This is a genomic window from Motilimonas cestriensis (assembly GCF_021295315.1).
GTDB lineage: Bacteria > Pseudomonadota > Gammaproteobacteria > Enterobacterales > CBDFNC01 > Motilimonas > Motilimonas cestriensis.
This window is the reverse complement of the sequence record NZ_JAIMJA010000062.1, coordinates 1-1,454: the sequence shown is the minus strand read 5'-3', so window position 1 is coordinate 1,454 and position 1,454 is coordinate 1. Positions and strand designations below refer to the sequence as shown.

Here is a 1,454-nt window from a genome sequence, read left to right as displayed (position 1 = left end):
GCCAGTCGCTACTTGAACAGCTCAAGCTGGCCTTCGACCGCCAGTTCGCTAAACGCTCGGAGGCGTTAAAGCCTTACAATGAATCTCAAGGTGACCTCTTCAACGAAGTGGAATGTGAAGCCGCTAAAGAAGAAGTTGAGGTCACGACGACCACCACGAAGAAACGTGGTAAACGCAAGCCACTTCCAAAGACCTTGCCTCGTGAGGTTATCGAACTTGATTTAGACGACCATGAAAAGCAGTGCGCTTACTGCGAGTATAGTCTGCATAAAATCGGTGAAGACCGCAGTGAAAAGTTGGAGTTCACACCAGCGGTGCTCAAAGTGCTGGAATATGTTCGTCCTAAATATGCTTGCCGCCATTGCGAGCAAACAGAAGACAAAAGCCGCATCGTTCAAAAGCCAGTGCCGCAAAGCATCATCCCTAAAAGCTTCGCGACAGAAAGCTTGCTGGCCAATATCATCCTTGGCAAATATCAATACGCGATGCCACTGTATCGCCAAGAGTCGCTGTTCACTCAATCGGGTATCGAACTATCACGAACCACCATGGCAAGGTGGGTTATCCAAGTCAGTGAGAAGTTCGCACCACTTTACGCAGCCTTGAAAGCGCACCTACTAGAGCAAATGGTGATTCAAGCGGATGAAACACCGCTCAATGTCCTCAAGGAAGATAAGCAGTGCTACATGTGGCTTTACTGCTCGGGCGCAGACTCGCCAGGTGCCGCACTCCCTAATATAAAAAATATCGCCTTGTACGACTATCAAAACAGTCGCGCGAGGGCATGCCCTGTTGCCTTCTTGGGAGATTATAGTGGTTATCTGCAAACCGATGGCTATGGTGCCTATGATGGGCTTCATCAAGTCACTAATGTTGGCTGCTTGGCGCATGCACGGCGTAAGTTCATGGATGCGAAGAAGCTTCAAGGTAAAGGTAAGATAGGAAAAGCGGATAAAGCGCTGGCCAAAATCCAGAAGCTCTATGGGATAGAATCCCGCTTAAAAGGTGCGTCTTCGGAAAAACGAAAAGCAGAGCGTCAACAGCATGCCAAGCCAATACTGGATGAGTTGTACGAGTGGATGACAACTCAACAAGTGATAGAGTCTAGCCCGCTGGGTAAGGCGATAAAATACACGCTCGGCCAATGGCCAAAGCTCATCCGCTATATCGATGATGGTCACTTATCTATCGACAATAATCGCGCTGAACGCGCAATTAAGCCGCTGGTTATTGGGAGAAAGAACTGGCTCTTCTCGACCAACCCTAACGGAGCTGAAGCGAGCGCGATGCTTTACAGCATCGTTGAAACCGCGAAAGCCAACGGTCTCATCCTCTATGACTACATGGTCAAGTGTATGCAGGAGTTAGCGAAAGCGGAGCCAGATATCGATGCGCTCCTGCCTTGGAACTTCAAACATTAGCAACATCAGCCCGTGGGATCATGGGGCGTTTAC

1 protein-coding gene is annotated in these 1,454 nt (G+C 49.3%); it reads left to right on the top strand.

Annotated elements, in window-relative coordinates; genetic code table 11:
- On the top strand, positions 1–1,421 hold a 1,421-nt coding region (gene tnpC / locus K6Y31_RS21970; protein WP_233055166.1), incomplete at its 5' end, for an IS66 family transposase.
- Positions 1,422–1,454: the final 33 nt, after the last annotated feature.